A 23,779-nucleotide genomic window follows, 5' to 3' on the forward strand; every position below is an offset into this window, starting at 1 on the left:
GCTAAAAAATGAAAAAAATGATAACGTCAGTGCTGGCTTTCTGCGGGTTTGTAGGATTAGCAGCGGCACAGGGAACAATTACCAACACACCGACAGGAGTAGTCAGCCCGACAGGTAGCAGCGCCGGCATCCCGCTGCCTGCCGGCTTCAACCCGGTTAATGGTAAATTCAATTATACGCGCACCTGGTCTCCGGTGATCCCCATTACCAGCCCAGCCATACCCGGCAATCCGGCATGGTATACCATGAGTACTACTTATGCCAACGGATTAGGCCAGCCTTTGCAAACCAATCTGAGGAGGACAAAGGACCTGGTGACTGTATATGATAACCGTAGCTTATTGGATAAGCCGTCTTACCTGTCCTACCCTGCGAATACGGGCGGCATCGGTTTCCAGTACACCCCTTTTACCGACCAGAAAGCATACTATGATGCCAATTTTCCGGATGAAGGTGATAATGCCTATGCCCGTACTAAGGTTATTTTTTCAGGTAGCCAGACCTCGATAGCAACCTATGAACCCGGAATGGCCAGAACGGGCAGCGACCGTGGCAAGGTACAGTCTGTTTCGGTCAATGGCAGCGGCATTATTAAATTCGGGACGGCAAGCTACTGGACAGAGCTGTACCCTAAGAATAATGGCTATTACGCCCCAGGCGACCTAAAGGCTTTAAAGGTTGAAGGCCAGCATGGAGCAGCAAGCTGGGAGTACAAAAATAAGAACGGTAATACGGTCTGTTCCCAAACAGAAGCAGGCATGGATGGCAATAGCGAGATACTGACCACGTGTTATGTGTACGACGATCTTGGCCGTATCATTTGGGTCATTACCCCTAAGGCCTATGAAGCACTGGCTGCTGCGGGATGGCCTTCTCCGGGTGCTGGCAGCAGCATACAGATTTATGATAAGCTCTGCTATGGCTATACCTATAACAGGTTTGGGCAGGTAACATCGCGCCGGATTCCCGGTAAGGAGGGCTTTGAATTTATGGTCTATAACAAGCATCACAAAGCAGCCTTATCCCAAACGCCGCTATTAGCCAGCCAGGGCAAATGGGCGTTCCAGGTGTATGATAGTCGGGATCGTGTGGTGTTTTCTGGCTTTGTGAATACCAGCTATGATCTTGCGCAATGGGAATCACTGATAGGACCCGGCTCTACTCCGGTGCCTGGCTCTCTTGAAGATTATCTTTCTAATGGGTTCAGGGGTGCTTACCCTGCTTCACTGACCAATGTGGAGATCAACAGCTATAACTATTACGACAGTTATGCTTTTGATGCCACGTTCCCTTACACCAGGTCGTTTTCTGCCAATTACAGCAGCAGCTATGGCACCTCTATTTACAGTACAACCCCCGTTCCTTTCAATTATGTGAATGGGTTGCTGACCGCCAGCAAGACAAGGGTTATTGGTAATGGTACAATGAATGAGTGGATCAGCAATATCTACTTCTACGACCAGAAAAGCAGGCCGATACAGGTACACACGCTTAATCCCTGGAATGCTGCCAATTGGGATATCTCCACCACGCAGTACAACTTCGACGGCAGTATTGCCACATCGATCCTGGACCACCAGGGTTTCCCTGGGACTTCCAAACCCAATACCACGATCGTGCTACGCAATAATTATGTAGATGGTCGGCTGCTCTCACAGAAGCTGAAGCTCGACAATAAGCCCGAAGTGGTCCTAGCTAATTATCTCTATGATGACTTTGGCCGGGTAAAAACAAAATCCATCGGCAACGGGGTAGAGAAGCAGGTTTATACCTACAACATCCGCGGCCAGCTGACGGGCATCAATGCGGACTATATAGACAATCCGGCTTACCCCGATGCCACCTTCGGCTGTGCCCTGTCTTATGATTACGGCTTCGACCTGCCACGTTATGACAATGCTATTTCCGGTATGCGGTGGCGCGGTGCGGGCTCGGCTGCCGAACCCCGTGCCTATGGCTATGCCTACGATAAGGCCGGCCGGATGACGGGCGCCGACTTTAACGAGATCGTGGGCTCGCTGGGCGGCTCCTGGAACAAGTACGATCACGACTACTCGGTCGGCAATATCACCTACGATGCCAATGGCAATATGCTGAGTATGGACCAGAAGGGTGTGGTTGTAGGCGGCACGACACAGATCATCGACATGGATAAGCTGACCTATGTGTACAAACCCTACAGTAATACGCTGGACCGTGTAGAGGATGCAATGGCTAATAATGCGCTCAATGACTTTACAAACCGCAATGCCGGCACTACCGACTATACCTACGATGCCAATGGCAACCTGACTGCCGATCTGAACAAGGCCATAACCAGCATCAACTATAATGAGCTGGACCTGCCGCTGGATGTGGCTACCTCCGGCAACGGCAGTGTGAACAATATCTACGATGCGTCAGGTACGCTGATCCAGAAGACGATCACCCAGGCGAGCGGACCTATAGAGGTGCTCAACTATTGGGGGCCTTTTGTATATAGCAATCAAAATTTGCAGTACGTGTTGCACAGCGAAGGCCGTGCCCGCTGGAAAAACGGCCTGCCCGACTACCAGTACGATTACTTTATCAAAGACCACCTGGGCAATGTAAGAAGCGTGGTGAACCATGAGAACGCCAGTATCCGCGATTATTTGGCCACCCATGAGCTGTCGAGCTCGGCGGTGGAGCATATGCTATTTGAGATGCCCACCACAGCGCCCAAGCCGCTTCCCGGCCCCAATGATGAGACGGCTGCGGAGCTGGTAGCTTCTAACCCGGCCAAGCGGGTAGGCACCTCACTATTATTGAAGGTAATGGCGGGCGATAAGTTTAAGGCACAGGTTAGTGCCTACTACGAAGACAACCAGTTTAACCCCAATGGCGAAACAACCAGCAGCAGTGCAATGATGAGCTCACTGTTCGATGCCCTGAGTGGTGGTATTACCGGCTTAGGTACGGAGAATGGTGGCCTGCAGCTACTGAACAATATGTTTAGCGGCAGCCAGCTAAGCAGTGGATTCAATAGTATGAAGGAAGAGGTGACTGATCCCAATCAGCCGCGTGCGTATCTCAACTATGTATTCCTGGACGAGGATATGAACCTGCGTAAGGAAGGGAGCGGTGCGCTGCAGGTAGGAGCGGCCAGCATTGGTGCCTGGGCCGATATAGGTACGCCCAATGATATTGTGATCGACAAGAACGGCTACCTGCTGATCTACATGAGCAATGAGACCAACAGTGTGAATGTGTTCATGGATGATTTTTTGGTGACCTATAGCCGTGGTAAGTTGTTAGAAGAGCAGCATTATTACCCGCATGGACTGGTGGTAAGCAATGGTTCTAATACTCCGCTGGTGAATAAATACCTGCATCAGGGCAAGGAGCTGCAAAAGGAGGCCGGACTGGAGCTGTATGATTTCCATGCGCGGCAATATGATCCGCAGATAGGCCGTTTTTGGGGAATAGACCCGGCCAATCAATTTCCGAGCGGTTATACGGGTATGGGTAATGACCCGGCTAATATGATTGACCCTACAGGAATGGTCTCAAACAGGGCAGATGACGTTGTGGCTGCAGCCGAATTTGGGTCCTCAGATATTCACAATCCGTTTCATGATGGTACATGGTCAGAGACCGGTACTGGCCTTGATCCGCAAGCGTTTGCGGGCTTTATGGCCATGCTTAAATTAGCACAGGAAGGTGGTAATGCGAATAGCCCCAAAGAATCAACGCAAGGAGAAAGCGATGCTTCTGCTACCTACGAAATTACGATGGATGATGGCAAATATTCAACCAATCAATATGATCGAAAAGCTGGTAATTCTCCGCCTATTGATTATAGTCCTGATGACTTAAAAGAAATATTATACGATCCTAATTATGGTATGACATTATCTGAACAGGGATATGATTTCTTAAAAGCTTGGGAATCTTTTAGAGGGGAATTGTATGACGCTGGTGACGGTATGGGTACAAGAACTATTGGGTATGGTTATGTAGTACCTAAAGACCAGGTTGCCGATTATAAGAAAAACGGCATAACAGAAGCCAGAGCAGACCAGCTGTTAAGGCAAGAAATGAAGCAATATCAGAAGCAGGTAATTGCCCAGGTAAGAGTGAAGTTGACCCAGAATCAATTTGATGCTCTAACAATACTGACTTATAATCTTGGGTTATTGAGAAAAGCAAGTACATTAGTAAGATCCATTAACAAAGGAATGGTAGATGACATTAATACAAATTGGTTGTCAATTAGTCAAAGTAATGGTCGAGTATTACAAGGTCTTATAAACCGACGTACGGATGAGCTTCAGATATGGTTTAATAGCAATTACACCCGAGACTTTTAAAATAAAATAATGAAAAATTATATTCTAACATCAGCTTTTTGTTTTTTATCATTCAATTTATTTGCCCAGCAAAAGACAACAAAAAAATTTGATCATAATACATTTCAAAAAATGATTGCTGGTTGTTGGCGAGTAGTATTATATAAAGAAGGTAAAATCTATTCATTGACAAAAAAAGAATTGAAAAATATCAAAACCAGCAAAATTTGCATATCCAATAACGGTATTAGCTATTTTGAAGAGCCATTCGCTAACCCGAAATTCACTATTGAAAAGGTGGATGTGGATAGTGGCTTGTGGGATACCTTTAATGAAACTCAAAGTAGAATGGAAATGCGTTCTTCAATCATTTATCATGTACAAGTAGATTATAAAATACAGAATACTAAAACAAAAATTTGGTATCCTTCAAGAGATGAATGGATGTTTGATGGAAAGAATTTATTGATAGGATATGCAGGGTGTACTTTAAAATTGAAGAAATGTGACTAAATCAATAAATATTTCATTAAATTTTATGAATCATTAGCCTTGCTGGGTATTGATAAAAGAAAGTGCCAGTATACTCCTCTTTGTTTATTTCATTGAAATGTGATATTTATTTATGCATTTCCATTTTTTAATACATGAATTTTAAATGAAAGAAGATTATAGGATAATTACACAACTTGAAGCCGATGACTACTTAGCTAAACATGGGAAAGAGGTACAAGACTTTAGTAATTTGGGAATAAAGAGTCATATGGGTATTGTTTATGAACTTTCAAATGGCGAGTTAGTTTTAATGCCTGCGGGGTCAGCCCATCTAAAAGATAATCATCCTTGTTTTGTATATGATAATTTAGAATCTTTTAACAAGATGAAAGAGGCTGATTATTTTCCAATTCCTGACAGTGCCAAAACTTATCTTGAACTAGAATACCCGTATCTTCTTAAAATGGTCAACAATATAGGCCATTTCAAAGCTGAAATTGAAATGTATAGTAAGGTCAAAGTTCCTGATACTTTTAATTTAGAATGGTTTGAGCAAATACATAGCGAAGTGTATGAAGCTGTTGGTAATTACAAAATATCGATGGTGGAAAGACAAAGGTTAGTATTGAGTTTCTCAATATTAATGATGTGGACATTGGTTAAAGATTATAATTGTTCCATTGAAATGAAACAACAATATGAAACCTATAATGCTTGTTTGTACCCTTATTTAAAAGTTGACGACCATAAGAGAGATTTGATGGGAGATTTATTTAGCGTTATGAGAAATCCTTCAGGCAAGGATAATTGGAAGTCTTTTTACCGTGAATTGCGAAAGAATCTAAATAGGCAGTAATAGATTTATTGCTATCATTTTCCCAGCCTGACACTACATCACAGGACTTGGCTCATATTTAGAGCCAAGTCCTAACAATAAAGAAACATGACTTTTACTGAAAAAGACATTCTCGATAAATTGGATAATACGTTTCTTAGGAAACCTGATTATGATTTTCCAGTCTCAGATATCCCAGGTGCAACCAAGTATAATTTCTTTTTTGATCTTGAAAATCCTGTTTGCGAAATTGCAGGTAGTAAGATTCACTTATTTGCAGATGCTAAACGTTGGGCGATCGTTTTTGAAACGAATGGATACAACCCATCTGGATCAAGGGTAGAGAGCGACTTAGTATATGTTGGTAATTGTATAAATTATAAAGTCGAAAAATATCCAGAGCATACCTATATCTCAAATGTCGCAACATTCGAATTAGTAACTCCGGAAGAGTATCAAAGAATTCGAAACAAAATTGGAAGTGAAATTGAACAAGTTGACTTAATAAACGAAGATGTTAATGAAGTAACGGTTCATGGCTATGTCATTCCTTTTGAAAAGGATAGAAGTAAGTATACGTCGTTGAAAATCCAGTTAAGAGATTGGGATAATCCAAGAAATTTGATTGGATATAGTGAATTTACAAGATTCATAAATGAAACAAACCCTTCCTTGATAAGCGCCACCCCTTCTGAAATAGCTACCCTATTACCAAAGGATTTACCACAAATATTAACCCTTGATAAGTTTCATTTTAGTGGAATAGAGAAAAACTTACTTCCAAGCGTACAGGAACTTTATCAATTAATCGCAAAAGTTCTTGTTACTAAAGATAAAGGTATGTATAAGCCTACTCTATCACCCAATAATCATTGGTCTAATTGGGAATCGGGTGAATATTGATTGAAACAGGAGATTATATTTCTCGTTGGTTATCTATGCATCTTAAATCATCTTGACTTCTCAAACTAGCTCAAATTAGTGCCCGAATATGATAAAACTTACCGAATCTGAAATTTTAAAAAAACTTGATAATTCATTTTTGCGGAAACCAGATAATGATTTTCCCAGTATGAATTACAGCGATATTATCTATAATTTCTTCTTTGACCTAGAAGCGCCAACTTGTATCGTGGCAGGAAGTAAAATCCACTTGTATAGTGATAAAAAAAGATGGGCGATCGTGTTTGAGACTAATGGATATTTCTATAACGCAGATTATTGCGGCATTACGCTCACTTATTTGGGCAATTGTATAGATTATGATATTAGCAAAAGCGGAGACCATACATATATCTCCAACTTAGTAACACTGGATTTAATAAGCCGGGAAGAAAACAAACGAATAAGAAATAAAGAGGGTGATGAAATGGAACAACTCGACCTTATAAGTGCAAAGGCTCACACCGTTAATGTACATGGTCAAAACATCGAAATTATTCATGACGTAACAAAGTACAAAGAATTAGGTATTCATATTAGCGAAGTTGATAACCCAAGAATGTTGATTAGTTACGGTGACTTGATCAGGTATATAAATGAGACGAATCCGAATATTCTTTTTGCTACTAAAAATGAAATCAGAGCGCATCTTCCCAAAGATTTACCGGAAATATTAACCATTGATAAGTTTCATTATACTGGAATAGAAAAAAACCTATTGCCAAGCGCACAAGAACTTTACCAGCTAATTGCAAAAGTTCTCGTTACGGGAGATAAGGACCTATATAATCCAACCCAACCACCAAATAGCCATTGGTCGAATTGGGAATCAGGAGATTTTTAATTGAAACAATGGATTATATTTCCTGTATGCAACATTAAATTTATTGCTATCATTTTTCTAGTTATAGACCTGGAATCATTAGCTAAAATCCCCTAATGGAGCTAATACAAGTGAATAAAATAATGTAGCCAGCAGCATTTATATAATAATCTATGAACACATTAGAAAATATAGAGGCAATCTATTTGGAAGTTGGTAAGGGAATTAAATCGGAATGGCTTTCTGAAATAAGCGATAGATGGTACAACTATGTTGTAGGACTGCCTGAAAAATCAAAAACAGTATACCTGGTTGTGATTTATCACAACCAGGTATTTAATGGTGGGCACCACCAATACTTCTCGAATGGTTATGGTCAGTTTGCAATAGAGACCATTGACACCTTATCGCTGATAAAGGCAACAAAAACTGCGGAGTTATTAGAAAAGGCTTATCATATATTTAATTGGGTCGACGAACCTATGGATATTTTCAGAGAAAAGCTTCTTGCCAAGCAAATTGATGTAGCTGGCAGGGAAGAGGAACTGAATGATCTTGACGACATTTATTATGATGATCAATGGGAGGATCTCCCTAAACTTCTTGGTGATTATATTGAGGGCCTTTAATGGGGGCCGGAACAATTCTAAACTGATACTATATTCCCATATTATTAGTCAATCCCAATCCTTAAAATTCAGAGGAATGTCTATTTTTCGGAAGTCAGCATCAATCCTCGTCCTTATAATATATACGACTGTACTCCCAGTATCCGCGCAGGAAGTACAGTCGTATAACAGGTTTCAGTATTCAGCAAATAGCCATCATTGGCAGGCATTCCATACGTCTGCCTTTCATATTTATTTCCCGGAAGGTTATGATAGTCTTTGCGCCCAGATATCCGCAGAAGCGCCAGATGCAACAGAACTGTTGCGTCGTAGAATGGGCAGCAGCATTTCATCCGTACCCAATATTATTATTTATCCATCCCCCGACCAAGTCTACGAATCCAATATAGGCAGCTTTGAACCAGGAGATAAAACCCTGCCCACCTTCATCACGAAAGGCAATCGTCTGCTACTGGCATATCAGGGCAATAGAGAAGGCCTGAAGCACCAATTATACGAAGGGCTGGCAAGAGCCACCTGGGAAAGCACCTTAAACGAAGGCCTTGAAACGCAGCTAACCGGCAGCACTAAAGGCCTGGTGCCATATTGGATGAAGGAAGGGATGATCTGTTACTTCGCGCATCAGTGGCCAGTAGAACGGGAAGATGAAGTATTGGCATTGTTACGAGATACGTCCTTACAACATTGGGATGCCGTCATAGCCAATAATCCTGCGCTGGCAGGACAGGCTTTCTGCTACTTTCTAACTATAAAATATTTCCGGCAAGCACCTACCCAACTGTTTCTCCAGCTCCGGAAACGAAAACCGTTGCCGCGTGTATTACGGCTGGTAACCAAAGAAGAGATGCCACATCTGCTGGATGAATGCCTGCAATTCTACCGGCAGCGGCTACTGCCGGTATCAACCGATACTTCATCAAATGCCTGGCTGTCCCTGGCGCACAAAAAGGGCCGGGTATTGCATACGCTTATCAGCCCAAAGCAAACAGCTGTTGCATATGTATTGGCAACCTGGCACCAACGGACGGTGTATGTCTATGATGTGCCAGGCAAGCGCCACTATAAGATCAGCAGCTATCAACTTCCTCCCTGGATCAATGATCATGCTGGCGATGATTATCCGCTCGTCAGTTGGTCGAAAGCCGGTGATGAGTTATTGGTGACGCAGCCCGACAAAGGTCATATCACTGTCAGGCGCTATGGCATAAGCGGGAACTTACGGGATAAATACCCAATGAAGGGATTAGACGGCACCAGCAGCGTGATAATGCAGGATAATAACAACTTCCTGCTGGCAGCCTGGAATAAAGGACAATCGGACATTGTAAGCTATAACCCGTTTAAAGAAAAATATACTCTATTAACCAACGACCAGTTTGATGATGCAGCACCTGCCATCAATGAAAAGTATAAGGTAATCTATTTTGTGTCTAACCGGCCGCTAACCAATAAAAAAGAGGATAGTATATGCTGGCAGGGTATCTTCAGTCTGAAAGAAAAGCAAGTGTCATTCGTGACCGTTGACCAAGAAAGCAATGATGTCCGCTGGCAGTTTCCGCAGGTGTTTTCAGAGGGACGTATCATTGCGACAACAACACAGAACGGAAGACGACAATTTGCAGATCTGTATGACCAGCCTATAGTTGGCCCCTTGTTTCAACCGGCACAGTTTACTGTCGATGGTAAAGACGTGCTGATCAGTCGGTGTATCAGAGATAGGCTGTTTATTACCCGTCAGGATCTTGACAGCTGGATGCTGGATTCGACAGCAAATCAACCCTCACCTTGGCTGCTGGATTATCAGCAAGCTGCAGCAATCAGAGCGAAAGAAGATTCCATCCTTAAAGCTGTAGCTAATACAGAACCCTCCTTTCTCGATGGCGTCTTCAACACAGCCAATGCCAAAGAGCAGTCTGCAAAACGTCAGGATAGTATCCACAATGCCCTGCGCTATGATCCCAAGAAAGCATCACCCTATGTCCTGCAGTTGTACAGCGCCTACTTTACTGCCAAAGTCAATAACGATTACTTTATAAACAGGTACCAGCCCTACGAGGCTTACCAGGGCTCCTTCCGCTTCCCGCAGATAGGTGGAATGGCACAAGGTGGATTTTCCGATCTGTTTGAAAACCATCATATCAATATTGCATTTCGACTGCCTGCCGGTTCTGATGGTTCCGACTTTTTTGTAAAGTACCGCAACACAGCTAAGTTGCTGGATTGGGGGCTGGCCTATTACCGGAAATCAGAAGACCTGAAGCCCGATCCGCAGCGCAACTGGGTAGATGAAAACGGCAGGTTATATCCCAACGTAGCCAGGGCAAAGACAAATTACTATGAGCTATCCCTGGAATACCCGCTTTCCCATTTTTCAGCAGTACGCTTACAACTGGCTGCCCGGCAGGATAAAACCATCTTCCCTGCCACCGAAAAATACAGCCTTTATTTCCCGGCCTTTAAGAGTCTATGGGGGCTTTTTACCCTGTCGTATCAATATGACCGTTTGCAGCCTTCTTTACCGCTGTTATATAAAGGGTTTAGCGGTAAATTAGCTATTGATGGATTTAAAGGCTTTACCCAACAGCAGAAAGCATTGGCAGGGCTGAGCATGAAAGCCGCTTATCACTTGCCAGTATACCGCTATATCACACTGGTAGCACAACTGCAGGCAGGCTACAGCGGTGGCGATCACCGGGTATTGTATAACCTGGGCGGGGTGGACAACAATATCACACCGAGGGTAGACAGCAATGTACATTTTCCGCAGGCGGCTCCTTATGCCTTCCAGACGCTGGTGACCCCGCTAAGGGGCTATTTTCAGAACAGTATCTATGGCAGCAGCTATGCGCTCCTGAACCTGGATGTTTACTTCCCCTTATTCCAGACATTGATACCCATCGAAACGCCTTTATCTGCCATCAATAATCTGCAACCCGGTCTGTTTACCGATGTAGCAAAAGCTGGTGGACACGCCTTATACAGCACAAAGGAAAAAGGCTGGCAGGCTGCTTACGGGCTGAGCGCACGGACCACACTGGCCGGCTATCCATTGCGCTTCGATATGGGCTGGCCGGGTGCTGGTGGCAAGCCGGTATGGTATCTTTCGCTCCTTAAACCCCTCAACTGATGCCGTTATTCATCCGATATACACTGATCTTACTGCTGTCCTTAGGCACTGTTTTCTGTTGCAAAGCACAAAACAATAACGTCTGGAACGGTGCCAATAAAGTAGCTGCAAAAGGCCGGAAGACGGTAAACAATACAGCAACGAAGATTAAAAAGTTTAAGAACCATCTCCAAACCTGGGGGCTCGATTCCAACTATAAACGAGGTATAGCGCTGGGTGTCCGGCTGAACAGTACCGGCTATACCGGCCTGCTCTATTATCAACAACGGATCAGTAAGACCCAGAATCGTTTTTATCAATTGTCTTTTTCAGAGATCAAGCATGAGAAGCAGATCAAACAGGTAAGGCAGAACAAAGGCTATCCGGAGCTTGGTAATGCCACACCTTTTATTTTCGGCAAGATCAATAATGCCTATCAGGTACAGCTGGGCTATGGTCGTGAATACCTGGTGCTGCCGGGTGTGCTGGAAGGCAACTTATCTGTGAGTCTGCGATGCCAGGCAGGGTTTAGTCTGGCCATGCTGAAACCTTATTACCTGAAGCTGATCTATATAGACTTCAACCCGGATGAGCATGCTTATGTGCAGGAAGAAAAATACTCAGAAGCCAATCACGACCAATTCTTAAATGCAACCAGAATCCTCGGCGCCGCTAAATGGAAGCAGGGGCTGGGGGAGATGAAATACATTCCAGGTGCTTATGTTGATGCCGCTGTTGCGATAGAACCTATCAGGAACAAAAGCTTTATCAAAACAGTTACATTAGGCTGTAACGTTTCCTTTCAAACAAAGTCAATGGAGATCATGGCCGATCAGAAAGCTTATCCCTGGAGCATTGCTTTGTATGCCGGGTTGTCGCTAGGGAAGCGGTGGAAATAAGTTCTATTTCGTAATTTCATTTTATCATTTTCTATAACCCGTATTCTTCAATGATAAAATGGGCTATAAATGAGACTTCCAAACAAGAGGCGCAAGCTTTCAGAAGAAATTATTGAAAAGAATTACCAGCAGCTCTTTGCAGGTTTTGATAAGGTATATTCTTTAACCAATGAGACTAAGCAATATATTTTAGAACACAGCGTCGTCATACGCTACCGCGCCAAGGAAGTGATCTTGGAATATGGTGAAACCTGTAATTACATGCTTTTCTGTACCCATGGTTTGGTTAGCTCCAACTTCATCATGGAAGCAGAAGAAAAGATCGTATGGTTTATGGGGGCGGGTGATCCAGTTGTCGCTGTGGATAGCTGGTATGACCGTCAGGCAAGTGATGAAAAGTTGGTGGCTTTGCAGGAAAGCACCTTTGTGGCGTTAAAACAGGACCAATTTGACTATTTGCTGGAAAGTCACCAGGATTTTTTCAAAATGGCGTACCGTTTTACTGAACTGCAATTACAACTTATCGTAAAAAGAACCAAATGGCAGCAATATTCTACTGAGGGAAAAATCTCCAACTTAGAAATGCTATATCCTCACCTCCTACAATTCCTGCCCAACACGGCACTCGCCAGTTATCTGGGAATTACCAGAAAAACACTGAGTCGGATACGCAACAAGAGACACCATTCCTAGTCAACTTTGATATCATAAAAAGATACTAACGTCGAAAAAACGCCGCATTTTGCCCAGGCGTACTCTATCCACAAGTCCTACTTTTGTATTGCAAATGCTGATACGACCTTAATAGTGTGCTATTTAAACTCAGAAATTCAACAAATACTGGGATGCTTCATTTGCATGTCTAGTAGGTGAACCCACACTTCATCAATCGGTCATTTACTTAAAGTAGTATTTACTCTACTTCAGAGTAATATCCAGTTCTAGGCTGCGTAAATCCACTTTTTGCTTGCCACATTTGCCATCAGGCAGCGCTGGCCAGCTATTGCCCGAACTCAATTTTGAACATGAAAACGAAGATGGAAATGGAACAATTTATTTTAACACTACAGGAGGAGATGAACGGCTCTCTCAAAAAAGTGAGCGCGGACGCAGACAACGTATTGATCAAAGCAGAACAATCCTACTACAGCGTCCAGGGAATTTTGAAAAAACTAAAAGAATTTATTATTGACTATGCCTTTAAAGATGAAGAAGAAGAAGTCCGTTTTTTTAAAGACATAAAGCCGGTCTTTCAGAGTGAGCTGATTTATCATCATGAGATCTACAATATAGAGAGCAACAAACCATTTGGCAATAAGGCAAATCTCCGTGAATTCTATACCAAGGAATTGAATGGTATCGATAAATTCCATGAAAGGAATAAAGACGTGTTTAACTACTACCAGACACGGAAAATAAACAATGACAAGGAATATTTTCTGCGCAAGATGCCACCGGCCTTTATTGATGAAGATGCCTTAGAGATCGATGACCGCTTTTGTACCCCGATCAGTTGTAAGCTGGCCCGCTTTAAGGCATATGAACGGTTGCTGAAATATCTAAACCATGCCTTTATAAGCATAGACAATGTGATTGGAGAACCAGTCGAGCTGAGTTTGCTTAAATGGACAGATCCAAAGTCAGCGCTTATCGAATTGGGCTACGGTTTGTTTTGCAAAGCCAGCCTGAATAATGGACAGGCTACCATTAAACAGATCATTGCCGTTTTGGAGTACATGTTTAGCATTGATCTGGGCAATTGGCCTACTGTATTTAATCAGAACATACGACTCAGGAAAATGATTTCGCCTACAGAATATCTGGACTCCCTTCCCGTCTCTTTAAAAAAATACATCGACCATTGGGATGGACGTTGAATGATCCCTGGTGGCCAGTTCCTCCAATACTCACGAGGCTGTCTCAAAAGTCAAAAAATTGATCTTATTTCAGTAAAAGATAATGCTCATTCGTTTTGATTCGAATGAGCATTATTTATTTTATTCTGCTATATCTTCAAAAGAATGACTTTTGAGACAGCCTCTTTTTTTGCTACATTTTTTAGTTTGGCTCGAACTATCAGAACATTAAACATTGCCATCCTTATTTCAATTATATATTTTCTCCTTAACCATTCTGAATTTGCGTATTCTATCCTATTCAGAATACAGTCCGGTAACACCGCTTTTCAAAGAATGTATCCATTTAATTCAATCTAAAACCTACTGAAAAATAGCATCCGGTTATTTTCAGCAGTCTCCAATTGGTGCAAAAATTCTTACGGAAAATCTTTATTCAGAAATACCAACTACACAAAAATCGCTTTCTGCCAGCCCCACATTTGTATTGTCAACGGCGGGGAAATGGTTCACCGTGAAAAGAGAGGAAAACGATGCTGAGCAAAATTTCATGGAGCGATTACCTGGGGGCGTTAGCGGTATTGACCGGAGCCTATTACCTGATCCTGGGAGGCGTGTTCTATAAAGATAAGGTAAAGAAACTGGCCATAAAGAAATGGACTGGAAAACCTTTAGACGATCCGGATAACGATGCTGAAGAGGACGATGCGTTTGCGGACTACGAGGCAGCAGTTGAGGAACTGAAGGAGTGCATACTGGAAGCGGCAAAAGGGATCAGCAAAGAAGAGTTGCTTGTGCAACTGAAAGAAAGACTGATCAGCCATGGCGGGTTGCGCCTGGCCGCTTACCAGGATGTCCTGAATGCAACCCTTATAGATATGGCTAAAGATAATTGCGGGGTGACGTTCCGGGAAGATGAATTGAATGCGGCGTGGAGAACGTTGCCCCGCTAGTAATACACCGGCACCGGTGAGATTGGTTTTGGTTTGTTGGGGTTGTGAGGTTGCCGGTGCCCTTCCAGTCATCCCTCTTGATTGAGGGATGACCCCGGAAGGGACAATGAAAAAAGAAAAGGTCTGGTGGGTAAGGTGAAAAGGTGAGGACGTGAGCAGAGGCGCCCATCGGCCGTTCCGGCCCCCGTCCGATATGGACGGGGGAACTACCGGAAAATGAGGAACGAAATATTTTTAAATATGTGAAGAATGGAAAAAGTGAGAGTGAATCTAAAAAAAGTGGGGGCCACATTAATGCTGGCCGTTTGTGTGGTCTACGCAAAAGCTCAGGATGGAAAGGCAGGAATAGAATCAGCCAATACGATGGTGCGAGGCTATTTTGATTCCGGCACCAAGCTGATGTATGCGGTAGGTGCGATCTTAGGTCTGATCGGGGCCGTGAAAGTGTATCAAAAATGGAGTGGCGGGGACCAGGATACATCAAAGGTGGCCGCTGCCTGGTTTGGCAGCTGTGTATTCCTGGTGGTAGTTGCAACGGTCATTAAATCCTTTTTCAACGTCTGATGAAGGAGTTTATGGGTTATCCGTTTGAGGGGCATGACAAAGCAGAACAGCCCCGTGAACTGCCGCTGTGCGAGATAGAAGGGACAAGCTTCTATGTAGATATCAGGCACCACGAATTGCGGGAAGTAGGCAACCAGGCCAACAGGCTTGGATTGGGGGCAACCAGAGAGGAATATGGGTTTCATCATTTTTATTATGATACCCGATCTAAGAGTTTTTACCTGGGTGATACCAGCCAGGGTGTATATGTGCCTGAACATGTGCGACTGGTAATGGTTCCCCCCCTCAGCAAGCTGGACCCTATCGGCCTGGCTTTGCGTCAGGGGCATCGGGCGGATTATTATGGCGATCAGTCGCCTATTCTGAAGCTGATCACATTAGGCGTTGAGCAACGAAAAAGAAAAGTTCAAAAAAAAGGAAGGAGGATTGGATAATGGAAAATGATGAAGCTATGCATAGCGTGCTCAAAGAAAAACTGCTCGCCTTTATTACGGTCAATAACCCTGATCTGACCGAAACATTAAGGACTGATTACGGGATAACTACTTATCTGGAGGACAAGCTGCATTCAGTTATGTCACTGGTAAGCCAATTATTAACCGAAGGCAAACCGCTTTACATCATCGAAGAGCTGGCGCTGAATGAGATGACTGCCGAGCTTCGTCCGTCCCGCTTCAATTACATTAAAGAAGTGCTGGAAACGGAGTTTTCATCAGAATACGAACGCTTCAGTGAGGCCGGCGTACTTACCTATGAATGTATCAACCTTACAGCTCACTGTAAAGAGGTTTTTGAATCCTTTGAGTTTAATGAAGAAAACGAAGACAACCGGTTTTTGAAGTATGCGATCATCGGCAAAGTGCATGATTACCTGAATTAGACATTTAAGAACAGTGCTGACAGAAAAGGTGAAGAGATGGCTTACAATGCTAAACATAAACTTGCGCAAAATATTGCCGCACTCAGGATTGCTTTCCGCGTAAAGCCCGGCGAGTTGCTTGGTGAAGACGAGCTGGACGCGCTGAAGCTATATTCCGGGTTCGGAGGCATCAAAGCTACTTTGTTTGAGGAAGGTTCATATAGCGACTGGAAGCAAAATGGGGCCACAGCAACTGACCTGGAACTGCACGATGGTTTTACGCAGTTGTATGCATTGCTCGCCGATAATGTTTCGCCCGAAGAATACAGGGTGGTTAAACGCTCGATAAAAAATAGCGTACTATCTGCCTTTTATACACCCCAGGTCATTCCCGATACCTTATATGCGATTCTTAAGGAAAATGGCATCGAGCCCGCAGCCATCTATGAGCCCAGCGCTGGTGCAGGTATCTTCGTTACCGAAGCCGCCCGGCACTTCCCTTCTGCCACCCTCATAACAGCAGTGGAAAAGGACATCCTGTCCGGCATGGTATTAAAGGCAATCGCAAGCCAGCAGCAACACCTGATTGATGTACAGATTACAGCTTTCGAGCAGACCAGTGATATCGAAAATGGCAAATATGACCTTGTTGCCGGCAACATGCCTTTTGGCAACTTTACCGTCTATGATCCTGGCTTTAGCTCAGAGCTGACCGGCAGGATACATAACTATTTCTTTGCCAAATCGCTGGATAAGCTTGCCGAAGGCGGAGTGATGGCTTTCCTTACCACGGATGGATTTCTAAACAGCCCATCTAATATCGAGGCCCGCAGATACCTGTTCAGCTTTGCCGATTACATCAGCCTGGCAGTCATGCCGGATAACCTGATGCAGGATACCGGGGGGACACTGGCGCCGAGTCACCTGCTCATCGTACAAAAAAGAACCGGCAAAGAATTAAGCACTTTTGAAAGACAACTGCTGGAAACGGTACAACAGGAGAACGAATTTGGCACTTACAGCGTCAATAAGGCACTTTCACAACACGATTCAAAGCAGCACTATATCGGGACTGCTTCAGCGGGGCGTGATCAATACGGCGCCCCTACCGAGCAGGTTGCCTTTAAAGGAACACCGAAACAATTCGCACAACAACTGCAGGAGCGCCTGAGTGTAGATTTTTACAAGCGGTTTGATGCAAAGGTGTTTCCTACCCTCAAATCACAGGAAATAGTTGAAAAGCCGGGGCGCAAGCTCCATTTCCTGCCCGTTCCCCTGGCGAAAGAGACTGACATACCGGTGCAGCTGGGATTGTTTGATACCGTAGCTGTGGACACAGCTAACAATGCCTCCGCTTATATGGGTGACATTGACCGGCAGATAGTGCATGCCCAGACGGCAAAGATCATTTCAACAATTAAGGCGCTGACACCTACTGAGCATGATTGCCTGGTGCTCATCGCTGCCAAAGCAAAAAAGAACAACTTCTATCAGTACCGGCTATTTTCAAATGTATCGGAGTTACACGCCCCTGCCCGCTGGCTAAATGGCCTGGCATTGAGCCAGGAGCTCAAAAGAATATCTGCTCTATTAAATAGCTACGATCATCAATTCATTTATACAGGCGACCAGACTTTTGAGCAGCACTTTAACCTCGGTCTTCCGTTACAGAAAGCATTTATAGCCATAAAGCCGTTTTATAACGACGGCACATTGGTGATCCATGATGAAAAAGCAGGACTATTAACCGCCGTAAATCTAAAACTAAATAAAGCAGAATTTGTCCCCTTAGCAGACACTGCCAATGCTCAATTCTATCAGCTTTATGTCAATGTGCGGGATCAGTACCAGGAACTTTACAGGCTGGAATCCGGCTCACCGGATGCCGGAGATCAGACCGTGCTTCGCCTTAGGCTGAATGAAGCGTATGAACGACTGGTGGACGGTTATGGTCAGCTTAATTCGAAAGAGAATATAAGGCGGTTGATGGCGGACCAATCCTGGGGACGCATTATGCTGGCCTCGCTGGAAAAAAGAGCCGGGGAAAGCTATGTTAAATCTGACATCTTTCATATCAACCTCAGCAAACCTGAGTTTGCTTTTGTAAGTGACGAGCCTTTAGAAGCGCTGGCTTATTGCCTGAACATGAAAGGCAGGATCGAATTGCCTTATATCGCTACCCTGCTCAAAAAAGATGAATCTGAAATCATTGAACTGCTCGGAGAAAAGATTTACCTGAATCCAATAAAAGATGAATGGGAAACTGTGGACGCATTTCTTAGCGGCAATGTAGTATTGAAACTAAAGCAGGTCGCAACCTTACTGGAGAATGATCCGGACAATGCACAGATCAGGCGCAGCCATGCAGGCTTGCTTCACATTCAACCTGAAAGGATACCTTTTGAAATTCTTGATTTCAACCTGGGTGAACGCTGGATACCGCAGGAGTATTATAGCCGCTATGCAACTGAGTTGTTTGATACTCCTGCTTCGGTATACTATCTGCGTTCCATTGACACGTTCAATGTCAGTGTAAATAAGAACAATGCCAAAGTAACACAGGAGTATGCCATACGTCCCAAAAGCGGTAAAAACATGTATGGCTATACGTTACTGGAACATGCGCTGAAAAATACAGCTCCATTTTTTACCCGTGAGGTGACAATCGATGGGGATAAGGTCCGGGTAGCGGATAATGAGGCCACCCAGCAGGCCCATGAAAAAATAGAATCGATCAGGGCTGGTTTTTTAAGCTGGCTCCAGGAATTGCCGGCTGCCGACAAAGCAGTATTGGAGGATATCTACAATGACGCTTTTAACTGCTACCGCCTGCGGGAATACGATGGCTCACACCTGACATTTCCGGGTCTGGTGCTGAGTGGTAATATCAAAGATATCTATGACTCTCAGCGAAATGCCACATGGCGGATCATGCAGGACCGGGGTGCGCTGATCGATCACGAAGTTGGATTGGGAAAAACGATGATCATGATCCTGGCGTCCCAGGAAATGAAAAGGCTTGGACTGATCAACAAACCTATGATTCTGGCGTTGAAAGCCAATGTCATGCAGATCGCGGAAGCCTATCGCCTGGCTTATCCGAAGGCGAGAATCCTGGCGCCGGGACCTGAGGACTTCAGCCCCAAAAAGCGTACACGTATCCTGCATGAAATCAAAAATAACAACTGGGATGTCATCATCTTAACGCACGACCAGTTTGAAAAAATACCACAGTCACCCAAGATACAATATAGTATTCTTCAGCAGGAATTAGACAATATTGAGCGTGATGCTGCTACATTGAAAATGATTGAAGATAAAGCAGACAGTAAAGCTGCGTTAAAGGGTCTGGAAATCCGGAAGGTTAACGTGGAAAACAAGCTGAAAGAAGTTCAGCGGAAATTAGACGACCGGCGTGATCAGGGGATAACTTTTGAGCAGACAGGCGTCGATCACCTGTTTGTAGACGAGGCGCATAAATTCAAGAACCTGACCTTCACAACACGCCATTCCAGAGTGGCGGGACTCGGCAATAGCGCCGGTAGTCAGAAGGCGTTGAACATGCTGTTTGCGGTGCGAACTTTACAGGAAAGGTTCAATGCTGACCTTTGCGTTACCTTCCTGACTGGAACACCGATCTCTAACAGCCTAACCGAGCTCTATCTGCTGTTTAAGTATCTCAAGCCCAGAGAAATGGCCCGGCAAGAGATTGAGAACTTCGACGCATGGGCGGCGGTGTTCGCCCGCAAGTCTACTGATTTTGAGTTCTCTGTTACCAATGAGATTATTGCCAAAGAGCGTTATCGGATGTTTATTAAAGTGCCGGAGCTGGCCGCTTTTTACAACCAGATTGCAGATTATAAGACGGCCACAGGCATCGGGCTGGATAAGCCGGATATAGATGAACTGCTGGTAAACCTAAAGCCGAATCCGGAGCAACTGGACTACATACAAAGGCTTATGGCCTTTGCCAGAACGGGTGACGCTACATTAATCGGTAGACCTCCACTGAATAAGGACGAGGAAGACGCCAAGATGCTGATCGCCACCAATTATGCCAAGAAGATGGCCATAGACATGCGTCTGATCAGCAGCAGGTACAACGATCACCCTGATAATAAAGTCAACAGCTGCGCCCGGATAGTAGCAGATATTTACCGCGATACAGAGGTACATAAAGGCACGCAGATCATTTTTTCCGACCTGGGAACGCCCAAGCCGGATGCGTTTAATGTCTATGACGCTCTAAAGGAAAAGCTGGCCGGTGACTTTAATATTCCAGAATCACAGATCACCTTCATACATGACTGGCGACAGCAAGACAAACCGGAGCTGTTCCGCCGGATGAACAATGGTGAAATAAGAATCCTGATTGGCAGCACTGAAAAAGCCGGGACGGGGTTAAATGTACAGGAGCGCATCGTAGCGCTTCACCATTTGGACATTCCCTGGAAACCTTCCGAGTTCGACCAGCGTAACGGACGGGGTGCAAGGCAAGGCAATTGGCTTGCCAAAGAGCTTTATAACAATAAGGTGAAATGCTACATCTACGGCACTGAACAGTCCCTGGATACCTATAAGCTAACGCTGAATAAGAACAAGCAGCTTTTTGTCAACCAGATGAAGAAAAATGAGTTGCAGGTAAGAACGCTGGATGAAGGGGCAATGGATGAACACAGTGGGATGAATTATGCCGAATATATCGCGATCCTGTCAGGCGACACTTCGCTGCTGGAAAAAGCAAAGCTGGATAAAAAGATTACCGTATTGGAGTCGCTCAAACATAGCCACATCAAGGAGCTTGTCCGCCTGCGGCTGGCATTAACTAATAATGAGGGCGATCTAACGGTCTTGAAAGCTACCCTTGAAAAGTTGAGCAACGACGATGCACACTATATCAAGGTGCTACAGTATAATCCCGATGGCACTAAAAGCAATCCTATTCAACTGGTAGGATTCAGCGCAACAGATCCGGAATTAGTAGGCCGGTATCTGCTTGATATCTACCGCACATGGATTCCCGCCGATGGACAATTGCACCAGAAGATTGGTTCGCTATATGGGTACGACCTTTTCATCAGCCGCGATGCGCTTCATAGTGCTGCACAATTAAGAGGAAACTACCAGTATAAAAAATTATTTGCCGAGCGCCCTGATTCGGGCATCCGCTATAATATCAATGAAGGCAGGCCCAATGAGGACAACCCCAAACTGGCCGCCCGGTACTTCCTGAATGCCATTGACCGTGTTAGCAGTCTTAAAGAACAATACCAAACAAGGATTGCAGACAAGGAAGGGATGGTCGCCGATCTGTCAAAGATGGTAGATAAGCCGTTTGCAAAGGATGCAGAGTTACAACAGTTAAAGCTGGACTCCCAGCGACTGGATCGCGAGATTAACCTGAATATCCAGAAACGCAAACTTTCCGAAACAGGGCTGTTTGATGGCGAGGGGGCTGAATCACAACTGGAGCCGGTACTTTCCGCAGGAGATAATGAGAATGAAATAAAACAACATAGAAAGGCAATAAGAATTTAATTATGGAAAAGTCAGAGAATGGAAAATATGAAGTGATACTGAAGAATGATGTCTTCTATATAGATTTTGAACGGGCGCGTCTTGTTTTAAAGGATGATCCGGGCTGGGGTATCCCGTATGAGCATATGTATTTCAGGAACGGTCAATACGAATTCTGGTACGATCCGAAGGAACAGTATGTACATGTTCCCTTTGAAGATGCCAAAGGAGTAGTCATGGTTATATTGCCACTATTGATCGATGTAGATCGTAAGGCTACACTATCAAATTATGGATTAAAGGATGAGGAAATCACCATAAAGGAACTTCAGGCCCTCAGGGACCAGGAGGCGCCTTTGATGAAACGTGTGCTCGGCGATCCGGCGATGATTGAAATCGACCGGGTTATTTATAGCATCGATATTGAGCAGAGAGAGCTTTCCACCCGTTACGGCATCCAGTCGAAGACGATTCCTTTCAGGATTTTCCATGAGGTTGAGTCGGGTGGTGCACTTCAATTTCTATATGAGAAATCAACAGGGAACGCATATCCGGTCAGCGATCTGGATTTTCGTTATGGCCAAAACCTGTTTTTGGTCACCCTGCCTGCCCTTGAGCAAATGGACCCTGTTGGAGTGGCGATCAGTCAGGGACGCAATATGCTTGACCTTATCTGGAGATATCCGCAGCCAAGACTGGTAAGCGCAGATTGCAAAAAAACAGAACACCGATTGATGCAGGATCAGTTGAAGCACGGCCAGTACAGCCGTCCAAAAGATGAGGCTAAACATAAAATCCGTAAAATAAAAAGATAGGCAATGGCGAACAGTGTATATCAGATAAACAAAGGGATCAATCGCAGTATTGAGTTCCGCGGCCTGAAGGCGCAGTACATCGCCTACATGGCTGTTGGATTACTGGCTTTGCTGATTGTATATGCCATTCTTTATATCATCGGCGTAAACGCATTTATCTGCATTGGCATTATTGTTACCGGAGGCACCTATCTGGTTATAAAAGTGAATGCACTTAGCAAGAAATACGGTGAGTATGGAATGATGAAGATGGTGGCAAAAAAGCAAGTACCTGATGTCGTGAAAAACAACACAAGGGATATTTTCAAATTCGATAAAAACTAAAATTTATGATGGAAAACGAATTGCCGGAAGTGGTTTTAGAAGGGACCGTTTTTGTGGTCGACGTGATGAAAGATGAAATACGGGAAAAGGCAAATCCTGAAAATATAATTGCATTTGCCGAAATGCGCGATGCAGGCACTCATTATACGATCAATTACGACCCTGTTGGAAAAAATCTGCCTGGACTCTTGCAGGAAACTTTCCTGCAAATAAACATACCTACCCTTATAATGATCGATCCTGCGGGGATGTCGAAAAAGTATGGGAAGAGCATCCAGGAGATGGAAGGTAAGACTGACTTTGAGATTATCATTGATCAGGATGTGCTGCACAAAAGACTAAATGCAGGAATGCTCCCGGTCATCAGTATTGTTGACCACCCATTCTATGTCGATCTGCGCATGGGGTCGGTTCGGCCAAAAGACGACTTCAGTACACAGGGAATTCTCTTTTCAGAACTGGATCACATAGGGGCAATGAAAGATGATGAAAGTGCTTACCTGGCCATTTATAATCCCATTACCCATCAGCTGGGTGAAATTGATTTCAGCAGCATCACGTCTTTGCCGAACGATCTCATACTGATAGAGCTACCGGTACCAGTGCGCTTAGACCCGATAGGCTATGCGAGGATGCATGATCTACCCATGCAACGGATATTAAGGGGACATCCTCCAAAAATGGAAATGCAGGCCAGGGTCGCAGACTGGGACGAGATCCGTCTGCTATCCACCATCAATAAAAACAACCTGGTTAAGCAATTTAAGGAAGCGTCTGGCGAAAGCAGTGAATTAAAGCAGGTGAAAAAGAAAAAAGGCATCAGACGGTAGCCGTGGATTAGGAAATGCAGAT

General features: G+C 44.4%; 18 protein-coding genes. All 18 read left to right on the top strand.

Annotation, left to right across the window (positions count from 1 at the left end; all coding sequences use genetic code 11):
• The first annotated feature begins 8 nt into the window (after nucleotides 1-8).
• The 18 genes from R2Q78_RS00375 (at nucleotide 9) to R2Q78_RS00460 (ending at nucleotide 23,757) form a co-directional block, all read left to right on the top strand.
• Nucleotides 9-4,331: a glycoside hydrolase family protein gene (locus tag R2Q78_RS00375; RefSeq protein ID WP_316787815.1), complete on the top strand. Its 4,323-nt coding sequence runs from the start codon at nucleotides 9-11 to the stop codon at nucleotides 4,329-4,331.
• Between the two features lie 9 nt (nucleotides 4,332-4,340).
• The gene (locus R2Q78_RS00380) at nucleotides 4,341-4,823 is read left to right on the top strand and encodes a hypothetical protein (RefSeq protein ID WP_316787816.1); all 483 of its coding nucleotides are present in this window, start codon (nucleotides 4,341-4,343) and stop codon (nucleotides 4,821-4,823) included.
• A 145-nt stretch (nucleotides 4,824-4,968) separates the two neighbouring features.
• The gene (locus R2Q78_RS00385) at nucleotides 4,969-5,661 is read left to right on the top strand and encodes a hypothetical protein (protein WP_316787818.1); all 693 of its coding nucleotides are present in this window, start codon (nucleotides 4,969-4,971) and stop codon (nucleotides 5,659-5,661) included.
• An 87-nt stretch (nucleotides 5,662-5,748) separates the two neighbouring features.
• Nucleotides 5,749-6,543 (top strand): DUF7003 family protein, encoded by a 795-nt coding sequence (locus tag R2Q78_RS00390; protein ID WP_316787820.1) that lies wholly within the window; start codon nucleotides 5,749-5,751, stop codon nucleotides 6,541-6,543.
• An 88-nt stretch (nucleotides 6,544-6,631) separates the two neighbouring features.
• Nucleotides 6,632-7,426: a DUF7003 family protein gene (locus R2Q78_RS00395; RefSeq protein WP_316787822.1), complete on the top strand. Its 795-nt coding sequence runs from the start codon at nucleotides 6,632-6,634 to the stop codon at nucleotides 7,424-7,426.
• A 152-nt stretch (nucleotides 7,427-7,578) separates the two neighbouring features.
• Nucleotides 7,579-8,034 carry a DUF4375 domain-containing protein gene (locus tag R2Q78_RS00400; RefSeq protein WP_316787823.1) on the top strand — a complete coding sequence of 152 codons (456 nt, stop codon included), beginning with the start codon at nucleotides 7,579-7,581 and terminating at the stop codon, nucleotides 8,032-8,034.
• Nucleotides 8,035-8,110: 76 nt separating this feature from the next.
• Nucleotides 8,111-11,161, top strand: coding sequence for a hypothetical protein (locus R2Q78_RS00405; protein ID WP_316787825.1), 3,051 nt, complete (start codon nucleotides 8,111-8,113; stop codon nucleotides 11,159-11,161).
• Nucleotides 11,161-12,039, top strand: a complete 879-nt coding sequence (locus tag R2Q78_RS00410; RefSeq protein ID WP_316787827.1) for a hypothetical protein — start codon at nucleotides 11,161-11,163, stop codon at nucleotides 12,037-12,039. Before R2Q78_RS00405 ends, R2Q78_RS00410 begins: the two co-directional genes overlap by 1 nt.
• Nucleotides 12,040-12,108: 69 nt before the next feature.
• Nucleotides 12,109-12,732, top strand: a complete 624-nt coding sequence (locus tag R2Q78_RS00415) for a Crp/Fnr family transcriptional regulator (protein ID WP_316787829.1) — start codon at nucleotides 12,109-12,111, stop codon at nucleotides 12,730-12,732.
• A gap of 332 nt (nucleotides 12,733-13,064) precedes the next feature.
• Nucleotides 13,065-13,916: an RteC domain-containing protein gene (locus tag R2Q78_RS00420; protein WP_316787831.1), complete on the top strand. Its 852-nt coding sequence runs from the start codon at nucleotides 13,065-13,067 to the stop codon at nucleotides 13,914-13,916.
• 512 nt (nucleotides 13,917-14,428) lie between these two features.
• On the top strand, nucleotides 14,429-14,848 hold the full coding sequence (locus R2Q78_RS00425) for a hypothetical protein (protein ID WP_316787833.1): 420 nt from the start codon (nucleotides 14,429-14,431) through the stop codon (nucleotides 14,846-14,848).
• A gap of 294 nt (nucleotides 14,849-15,142) precedes the next feature.
• Nucleotides 15,143-15,412, top strand: a complete 270-nt coding sequence (locus R2Q78_RS00430; protein WP_316789981.1) for a DUF4134 domain-containing protein — start codon at nucleotides 15,143-15,145, stop codon at nucleotides 15,410-15,412.
• The gene (locus R2Q78_RS00435) at nucleotides 15,412-15,846 is read left to right on the top strand and encodes a hypothetical protein (protein WP_316787835.1); all 435 of its coding nucleotides are present in this window, start codon (nucleotides 15,412-15,414) and stop codon (nucleotides 15,844-15,846) included. Before R2Q78_RS00430 ends, R2Q78_RS00435 begins: the two co-directional genes overlap by 1 nt.
• A gap of 17 nt (nucleotides 15,847-15,863) precedes the next feature.
• Nucleotides 15,864-16,292: a DUF1896 family protein gene (locus R2Q78_RS00440; protein ID WP_316787836.1), complete on the top strand. Its 429-nt coding sequence runs from the start codon at nucleotides 15,864-15,866 to the stop codon at nucleotides 16,290-16,292.
• Nucleotides 16,293-16,328: 36 nt separating this feature from the next.
• Entirely contained in the window at nucleotides 16,329-21,809 is a 5,481-nt protein-coding gene (locus R2Q78_RS00445) for a helicase-related protein (protein ID WP_316787838.1), read from the top strand.
• Between the two features lie 2 nt (nucleotides 21,810-21,811).
• Nucleotides 21,812-22,603: a hypothetical protein gene (locus R2Q78_RS00450; RefSeq protein WP_316787840.1), complete on the top strand. Its 792-nt coding sequence runs from the start codon at nucleotides 21,812-21,814 to the stop codon at nucleotides 22,601-22,603.
• Between the two features lie 3 nt (nucleotides 22,604-22,606).
• Nucleotides 22,607-22,927 (top strand): DUF4133 domain-containing protein, encoded by a 321-nt coding sequence (locus tag R2Q78_RS00455; protein ID WP_316787842.1) that lies wholly within the window; start codon nucleotides 22,607-22,609, stop codon nucleotides 22,925-22,927.
• A gap of 5 nt (nucleotides 22,928-22,932) precedes the next feature.
• The gene (locus R2Q78_RS00460; protein WP_316787844.1) at nucleotides 22,933-23,757 is read left to right on the top strand and encodes a hypothetical protein; all 825 of its coding nucleotides are present in this window, start codon (nucleotides 22,933-22,935) and stop codon (nucleotides 23,755-23,757) included.
• Nucleotides 23,758-23,779 lie beyond the last annotated feature (22 nt).

The organism is Pedobacter frigoris, assembly GCF_032678645.1.
In the GTDB taxonomy this organism is placed as follows: Bacteria; Bacteroidota; Bacteroidia; order Sphingobacteriales; family Sphingobacteriaceae; genus Pedobacter; species Pedobacter frigoris_A.